The 7,948-nt window shown below is 70.0% G+C and carries 7 protein-coding genes and 1 pseudogene; 1 reads left to right on the top strand and 7 read right to left on the bottom strand.

Annotated features, from left to right (window positions below; translation table 11 throughout):
- The 6 genes and pseudogenes from DK254_RS34470 to DK254_RS03290 form a co-directional block, all read right to left on the bottom strand.
- A pseudogene (locus DK254_RS34470) lies at positions 1–460 on the bottom strand (hypothetical protein); the annotation flags it as partial.
- Positions 457–1,164, bottom strand: coding sequence for a hypothetical protein (locus DK254_RS03310; RefSeq protein ID WP_109932196.1), 708 nt, complete (start codon positions 1,162–1,164; stop codon positions 457–459). The gene DK254_RS03310 and the pseudogene DK254_RS34470, both read right to left, overlap by 4 nt.
- 4 nt (positions 1,165–1,168) lie before the next feature.
- Positions 1,169–1,693 (bottom strand): phage tail protein, encoded by a 525-nt coding sequence (locus tag DK254_RS03305; protein ID WP_074980862.1) that lies wholly within the window; start codon positions 1,691–1,693, stop codon positions 1,169–1,171.
- Positions 1,694–1,706: 13 nt separating this feature from the next.
- On the bottom strand, positions 1,707–3,296 hold the full coding sequence (locus DK254_RS03300) for a phage tail sheath C-terminal domain-containing protein (protein WP_109932194.1): 1,590 nt from the start codon (positions 3,294–3,296) through the stop codon (positions 1,707–1,709).
- A 449-nt stretch (positions 3,297–3,745) separates the two neighbouring features.
- The gene (locus DK254_RS03295) at positions 3,746–5,002 is read right to left on the bottom strand and encodes an OprD family porin (protein ID WP_109932192.1); all 1,257 of its coding nucleotides are present in this window, start codon (positions 5,000–5,002) and stop codon (positions 3,746–3,748) included.
- A 195-nt stretch (positions 5,003–5,197) separates the two neighbouring features.
- Positions 5,198–6,067, bottom strand: coding sequence for a 3-hydroxybutyryl-CoA dehydrogenase (locus DK254_RS03290; protein ID WP_109932190.1), 870 nt, complete (start codon positions 6,065–6,067; stop codon positions 5,198–5,200).
- 369 nt (positions 6,068–6,436) lie between these two features.
- On the opposite strand from DK254_RS03290, the gene DK254_RS03285 reads away from it, so the two are divergent.
- The gene (locus tag DK254_RS03285; RefSeq protein ID WP_109932188.1) at positions 6,437–7,483 is read left to right on the top strand and encodes an MBL fold metallo-hydrolase; all 1,047 of its coding nucleotides are present in this window, start codon (positions 6,437–6,439) and stop codon (positions 7,481–7,483) included.
- Between the two features lie 9 nt (positions 7,484–7,492).
- Here DK254_RS03285 and DK254_RS03280 read toward each other — a convergent pair whose 3' ends face one another.
- The gene (locus DK254_RS03280; RefSeq protein ID WP_109932186.1) at positions 7,493–7,876 is read right to left on the bottom strand and encodes a cupin domain-containing protein; all 384 of its coding nucleotides are present in this window, start codon (positions 7,874–7,876) and stop codon (positions 7,493–7,495) included.
- Positions 7,877–7,948: the final 72 nt, after the last annotated feature.

Below are 7,948 nucleotides of genomic sequence, written 5' to 3'. Positions count from 1 at the left end.
TGGCATCGGCCCTGGTCGGGGCTTCGTGGCGGGACACTGCCGGATGGCTTTCCGTGGGCGGTGCTGCCGTTTCCTGGACGGGGACGCCTGGGCTGTTCGGCACGTGGATGAACAGATTCAGCGGCTGCTCGGCCAGCAGCGGCTCGGGAAGCCTGGGTTGCTGGACGGGCGAAGATTCCTCGGCTTGCACGGCTGGAGCCGGCGGCGCTTCACCCGGCCTCTGCGCCGCGGCCGCGTGTGGCCGGGCTGGTGGCACGGCTGCCGTGGGCGTGATGGCCGGTGATGCGGGCAACTCCATGAGGGCTGGCAGCGCTGCGCCGGGCAGGGCTGCCGGTAGCCTTGCCTCGCCGCAGTCCAGCCGTTCGGGCGCCGGCTGGAATGGCAGGCGCGCCGGCGCATGGAGGATGGCTCCGCGCTGGCCGCCGGCCTGGGCGGCGAGGCGGCGCAGCAGCCCGCTCATGGCGCCACCCGCGCGAGGTAGGCGGCGCGGCGCGCATCGCCCAGGGCGAGGATCTGCGCCTCGCTCCAGCCGTAGGCGCGGGCCAGCAGGTGGATTTCGTCGAGCAGTTGCCGCGCGCTGCCGTCGATCTCCTCCCACAGGTAGGCGGCGACGTCGAGGCTGGCCTCGCCCTCCGCGCCACAGGCCGGGCAGCGGTAGGCCAGGGCCAGGTCGGCCCAGGGATCGGCCGTCTCCAGCGCGGCTTCCAGGGCTTCGCGCAGCTCGCCCAGGGCCTGCTCGTCCCGCGGCAGCGCCGTGGCGTCTTCCGCGCAGGCCAGCAGCAGTTGCCGCGCGGCGTGCTCGGCGTCGGCCAGGCCGGCGATGGCGGCCAGGTCGCGGCTGGCCGGGCAGCGGAAGCGCAGGCCCTGCACCTCGACCTGTTCCGGCGGCGCCTGCAGCGGCGGCAACTGCGCCGGCTCCAGTTCGAACGCCAGGCGTTCGCCGCAGCCGGGGCAGTCCAGCCACAGCGCCAGGCGGTTGCCGAAAGTCTCGCGGCGCAGGCGCATCAGCGCGGCATTGCAGGCGCCCAGGGGCGCGTCGGCGAGGCTTTCCGGCGGGCGTTCCGGGGCGGCCTGGGCGAACAGCAGCAAGGCGCGGTCCAGCGGATGGCGGCGCGCGCCCTGTTCCCAGAGCGCCAGCAGCTGCGCGCAGCTCAGCGCGGCCATGGCCTCAGGCCGGCTCGTTGTAGCTGGGTTCGGTCGGCTCGGTCACGTCGTAGTCGCGTTCCCAGCCTTCGTTCTCCAGCTTGAGGGTCTGGATGGCCACCGCGTTGGCGTTGGCGTCCAGGTCCGGCAGCGCCTGGTATTCCGAGACCCAGCAGCGGAACACCTTGTAGGCCAGGGCGAGCTGGCCGGCCTCGTTGTACACCTCGATGATCAGGTCCTTGCGGAAGTCCTTCAGCGACACTTCCGCGCCAAGGCCGGCGCCGAAGTTCCAGACCTTGTTGGCCCAGCGCTCGAACTCGGTGTCGTGGGTCACCCCGCGCTCCAGGGTGATGGCCTCGAACTTGGTGCGCCCGGGCGACTTGCGCGAGGTGGAGGGGTCGCCGCCCTCGCGGTGCTCGACCAGTTCGGTGCTGCGCTTCAGGGCGCCCACCTTGCTGATGCCGGCGACGTAGCGGCCGTCCCATTTCACGCGGAATTTGAAGTTCTTGTACGGATCGAAGCGCTGGGCGTTGACGCTGAACTGTGCCATGGAAGGTTCCTCCCTAGACGGCGACCTGGCCGGCCATCTGCTGCAGCTTGATGACCACGAACTCGGCGGGCTTGAGCGGGGCGAAGCCGACGTGGATGTTCACCACGCCGCGGTTGATGTCGCTCTGGGTGGTGGTCTCGCGGTCGCACTTGACGAAGTACGCCTCGCGCGGGCTGCTGCCCTGGAAGGCGCCCTGGCGGAACAGGTCCTGCATGAAGGCGCCGACGTTGAGGCGGATCTGCGCCCACAGCGGCTCGTCGTTGGGTTCGAACACCACCCACTGGGTGCCGCGGAACAGGCTTTCCTCGAGGAACAGCGCCAGGCGCCGCACCGGCAGGTACTTCCATTCCGAGGCCAGCAGGTCGGCCCCGGCCAGGGTGCGCGAGCCCCACACCAGGTGGCCGGCCACCGGGAAGCTGCGCAGGCAGTTCAGGCCCAGGGGGTTGAGCACGCCGTTCTGCCGGTCGGTCATGGCGTAGGTCAGGCCCTGCACGCCGGAGAAGGACGCCGCCAGGCCCGCCGGCGCCTTCCACACGCCGCGCTGCACGTCGGTGCGGGCGATGATCCCGGCCACCGCGCCGCAGGGGGCGAAGTCGGCCGGGCGGTTCTCCGCCAGCGGGTCGGCCAGGCGCAGGCGCGGGTAGTAGGCCGCGGCGTTGATCGCGTCGTCGTTGCCGACGCTGGCGCGCAGGGCGTTCACTCCATCCTCGGCATCGCCGATGGCGCTGCCCGGGTTGGCCGTCCAGTCCGCCGGCGAGTCGATGATCAGCACGGCGCGGCGTTCCTGGCAGTAGCCGGCGGCGGTGGCCCAGGTGGCGGGGTCGAGGTCGGTGTCGCGGGTCAGCGGCGGGATGCACAGCAGGTTGAACAGGTCGGCCGCTTCCAGGGCGTAGAGGCCGCTGCGCAGGTCCTGGTCGCCGGTGATGGCGCCGTCGTCGAGGTCGCCGCCGTCGTCGCCCAGGGTGCCGGCGGCGGTGGCCGTGCCGTCCTCGTTGGCCACGGCGACGGTGGCGTCGGCGGGGCTCTCGGTGGTCGGCGCCGAGGTGAGCACGCGGACCAGCGCCGACTGCTCCTTGAGCAGGGTGTCGACGAAGCGCGGGCTGAGCGGGTCCACCGAGACGTTGCGGAACACTTCCGAGGCCACGGTGGTGGTGCCGCCGGGGCGGTCCAGTTCCTCCACCAGCAGGTTGAACAGCAGGGTGTCGGCGCTGTCGCGAGTGGCGTGGTCCACCGTCGCCCGCAGGCGGTTGCCCCAGGCGCCCGGGCTCGCGGCGGCGAGCACCAGGCTGCCGCCGGCGGTGGCCAGGGTGAGGGTGGCGGTGTCGTCGTCGAGGTCGCCGTTGAACACTCGGACGATCAGCGCGTCGCTGCCGCCGTGCTGGAAGAACTGCATGACCGCGTAGCCGAGGGTGCTCGGCTGCCACAGGCCGCCGAACAGCCGGCTGTACTCGGCGAAGCCCTGCACGCGCACCGGGCGGTTCACCGGGCCGCGCAGGGCACGGCCGACGAAGGCGGTGATGGAGGTGGCGACGCCGGTGATGCTGCGCACGCCGCTGGGTACTTCTTCGATGTAGACGCCGGGGTAGGTGAGGTTGGACGGCATGAGCGGAACTCCTCAGCAATCACTCTGAAGTCCGGTCTCAGCAGAACGGCGCGCGGACCGGGTATTGAACTACTCGGTGCACAGAGGACGATGCGGACTGCAGGACAGCACGCGATCGGGAAGACGGGCATCGATGCCCGGCGTGGCAGGAAGGGGGATGGGGGATCGCGTCCTTGCTGCGAGGTCAGGCCTTGATGCGGGACTGCGGGAACCCGATTGCCCAGACGGGCCGAAGGTCTGTTGACCACCATAGTTCAGCGCCCGGAGGGCGCAATGGTGTCACCGTACTGGCCAATGCGGGCCCGGGATACTGGCGAAAAAATGGCAGTCGGGCTGGGAAGCGCAGCGGCCGTGGCCGCCGCCGACAGGCCCGCGCAGGCGCGTGGCTGGCGCCGCAGCGACGAACGGTAGGGCGCAGGGCCCGCGGCCGGCGCCGCGGGCCCCCGGCATCAGAGGATGCTCAGCGGGTACTCGATGAAGGCGCGCACCTCGTTGAGGTCCGGGCCGACGTCGTTGTCCGCGCGGTAGATGGAGTTGCGCAGCTTGAACGACAGGTCCTTGGCCGGGCCGCTCTGGATCACGTACTTGACCTGGTTGAACAGCTCGCGCTCGGTGCCGTCGGAGTCGCCGCCGGTGTCGATGTTGTCGCCGCGCACGTAGGCGATCTTGTAGGTCAGGCCGGGCACGCCGTAGCCGCCGAAGTCCAGCTCGTAGCTGGCCTGCCAGGAGCGTTCGTCCTTGAGGTTGAAGTCGGCGTAGTAGGAGTTGGCCAGGTAGATGGTGCCGCCGCCGTCGCCGTAGTCGTAGGCGTAGCCGGCATCGCCGGTGCTGCGCTGGTGGGCGAGGATGAAGGCGTGCGGGCCGACGCTGTACTTGGCCGCCAGGCTCCAGATGGTGTTGCGGTCGTTGTCGCCGTCGCCGCCGAAGTCCAGCGCGGCCTGGGAGCCGTCGTCGTACTTGGTGCGGTAGATGTTGAAGTCGAAGTTCAGCGCCTGCTCTTCGGCCAGCGGCAGGGTGTAGTTGACGTTGGCATAGTTCTTCTCGAACACGTCGCGCACGTCGCTGTGGTACAGCGCCACGCTGAGGTCGTCGGTGATCGCGTAGCTGCCGCCGTAGAGGTAGATCTCGTCCAGGTGGTTGGGGTCGCGCGCCGGGCTGCCCATGGGGCTGTCGGCGGTGAACTTGCCGACGTTCAGCTGCAGGCCCTTGATCTCCTCGCCGGTCAGCAGCACGCCGGTGAAGGCCTGCGGCAGCATGCGCGAGTCGTCGCGGGAGAGCACCGGCAGGTCGGGGAACTGGTTGCCGTACTTGATCACGGTGTTGGAGAAGCGCAGCTTCACCGCGCCGCCGGCCTCGGACAGGCTGTCCACCGGCTTGCCGTCGTCGTGTTCGTTGAAGATGCCGGTGTAGTTGCGCCCGCGGCCGCTGTCGAGCTTGACGCCGAGCAGGCCGTAGGCGTCGACGCCGAAGCCCACGGTGCCCTGGGTGAAGCCGGACTCGAAGGTGCCGATGAAGCCCTGGCCCCAGACCTTGGCGTCGCTGGTGTGGTCCTTGTAGTCGCGGTTCCAGTAGACGTTGCGCAGCAGCAGGTCGAGCCTGGCGTCCTCGATGAATCCCTTCGACTCGTCCTGGGCGCTGGCCTGTGCCAGCTGGGTGCCCGCGGCCATCACGGCGAAGGCCAGCGCATGACGTTTCATGATCCTCATGGATATAGCTCCTTTGGTTTCCAACGTTCAGGTTTTAGCAGTTTTTCGTACTAGTACCAGTGACCGGGTTGTCATTCGTCGGAAATTTCCTACGGCTGGAAGCCGCGTGCTAGAGCCTGGCGCTGTGGATCATGTGATGGCTATCTAGTGGCGTTTGCCTGGTGGAAGGGGCGCGCGACCCCTTCCGCGGGGCGGTCAGTAGCTGAAGAAACCCTGGCCGCTCTTGCGCCCCAGGCGGCCGGCCGCGACCATTTCCTTGAGCAGCGGGGCGGGGCGGTACTTGGAGTCGTCGAAGCCGTCGTAGAGCACCTGCATGATCGCCAGCAGGGTGTCCAGGCCGATCAGGTCGGCCAGGGCCAGCGGGCCGATCGGATGGTTGCAGCCCAGCTGCATGCCGGCGTCGATGTCGGCGGCGCTGGCCAGGCCTTCCTGGAGCACGAAGATGGCCTCGTTGATCATCGGCACCAGGATGCGGTTGACCGCGAAGCCCGGGGCGTTCTTCACGCTCACCGCGGTCTTGCCGACCAGGGCCGCGAAGGCCAGGGCGCGGGCGTGGGTCTCGTCGGCGGTCTGCAGGCCGCGGATCACCTCCAGCAGGCCCATCGCCGGCACCGGGTTGAAGAAGTGCAGGCCGATGAAGCGCTGCGGGTTGCGCACCACCACCGCCAGCTGGGTGATGGAGATCGACGAGGTGTTGCTGGCGATGACGCAGTCGGGGCCGACCAGCTCGTCCACCTGGCGCAGGATGCGCAGCTTCAGCTCGAGGTTCTCGGTGGCGGCCTCGATCACCAGGTCGGCGTCCTTCAGCGCGGCATAGTCGGTGCCGCCGTGGATGCGCGCGAGGATGCCCGGCTTGTCGGCGGCGGCCAGCCTGTCCTTCTTGATCAGCCGCTCGAGGTTGCCGTCGATGCTCTTCAGGCCACGCTCGACGGCGGCGTCGGAGACGTCGACCATCGCCACCTGCAGGCCGGCGGCGGCGCACACCTGGGCGATGCCGTTGCCCATGGTGCCGGCGCCGATCACGCCGATCTTGCGGATGTCGAGGGGGGAGTCTTGGGTGCTCATGTCTTGTCAGTCCTCTCTGGAATCGAAGCGGGGGGCCCGCGGGCGCCGGCGACGATAGCGCAGGCGCCGGCCGGCGGCGAGCCTCGCGTGGGGTGGGTTGCCGGCAGCTGTGCCTTTGCCGAGGGCATATGCGCCATTTCCTGGCCGGATAGTCCGTGTGGCTGGGGCTGGGCGCGACTCTTTGGCACAGTATTGCCATATCCTTCCCTCCGTCGTTCCCGGGACCGTAGGGCGTATAACCGTTCGCGGTTATCCGCCGTTGGCCGGGCCACCGGGGCGTCCGGCGTGGCCGGTGAGCCCAATCGCGGACGGATAACGCCGTAGGCGTTGCCCCCCCCAGATGAACCGCACCAGGATTCAGGCAGCCCCATGAAATTCGAACGTATTCCCCTGGACTACCCCTGCGGCCCGGCGCCGGAACCCGGCGCCAGCCGTGAGATCGCCCCGGGCGTGCACTGGCTGCGCATGCCGCTGCCGCTGAGCCTGGACCATATCAACCTGTGGGCGGTGGAGGACGGCGACGGCTGGACGCTGTTCGACACCGGCATGCACACCCCGGCGAGCCTGGACGCCTGGCGCGCGCTGCTGGGCCCCGGCGGCGCCCTGGGCGGGCGGCGGCCGACGCGGCTGTTCGTCACCCACATGCACCCGGACCACGTCGGCCTGGCCGGCTGGCTCACCCGCGAGTACGGCTGCGAACTGCGGATGACCTTCGGCGAATACATGAACTGCCGCGTGCTGGCCGCCGACAGCGGCCGCGAGGCGCCGCCCGAGGGCATCCGCTTCTACCGCCGGGCCGGCTGGGACGACGCGGCCATCGCCCACTACCGCGCGCGCTTCGGCGGCTTCGGCAAGTTCATCTGGCCGCTGCCGGAAAGCTACCGGCGCCTGCGCGACGGCGAGCGCATCCGCATCGGCGGGCATGACTGGCGGGTGGTGGTGGGCAGCGGGCATTCGCCGGAGCACGCCAGCTTCCACTGCCCCGACCTGCGCCTGCTGGTCGCCGGCGACCAGGTGCTGCCGCGCATTTCGCCGAACGTCTCGGTGTTCCCCACGGAGCCCGAGGCCGACCCGCTGGGCCAATGGCTGGAGTCCCTGGCCAAGGTGCGCCGCGAGGTGCCCGACGACGTGCTGGTGCTGCCGGCCCACAACGAGCCCTTCCAGCCCCTGCATGCGCGCCTGGCGCACCTGGAGCGCGGCCACCAGCGGGCCCTGGAGCGCCTGCAGGAGCTGCTGGCGGAAGGCCCGAAGCGCGCCATCGACCTGTTCGGCGCGCTCTTCGCCCGGCGCATCGACCAGGACCTGCTGGCGCTGGCCACCGGCGAGTGCCTGGCCAACCTCAACTACCTGGTGCAGCGCGGCCGGGTGACGGCCAGCGAGGACGCGCAGGGCGTGGCCTGGTACCGCCTGGCCTGAGGCTGGGGCTCAGATCCAGACGTCGTTGGGCGCGGTGCGCTCGCCGCCCTGGTCGCCGGTGTTGACCACGCCGCGCGGCTCGATCAGCAGCACCTGCACCTCCTGCGCGGCGAAGGGCTTGTGCTCCACGCCGCGGGGCACCACGTACAGCTCCCCTGCGCGCAGTTGCACGGCGCCGTCGCGGAAATCGATGCGCAGCTCGCCGTCGAGCACCATGAAGGTCTCGTCGGTGTCGGCATGGCTGTGCCAGACGAACTCGCCCTCCAGCTTCACCAGCTTGAACTGGTAGTCGTTCATCTCGGCCACCACGCGCGGCTGCCACTGCTCGTGGATGGCCGCCAGCTTGGCGGCGAGGTTGACCGGTTGATGAGGGTGTGCGGATGTTTGCGGCATGTTTCAGCTCCTGGATCGTCGAGCGGCCAGGGTAGGGCGCCCGGGGCGCGGGCGTCTTGCATATTCCTGCGC

It is taken from the genome of Pseudomonas sp. RW407, from assembly GCF_003176655.1.
GTDB classification, from domain to species: domain Bacteria; phylum Pseudomonadota; class Gammaproteobacteria; order Pseudomonadales; family Pseudomonadaceae; genus Pseudomonas; species Pseudomonas delhiensis.
This window is presented reverse-complemented; position numbering and strand designations above follow the sequence as displayed.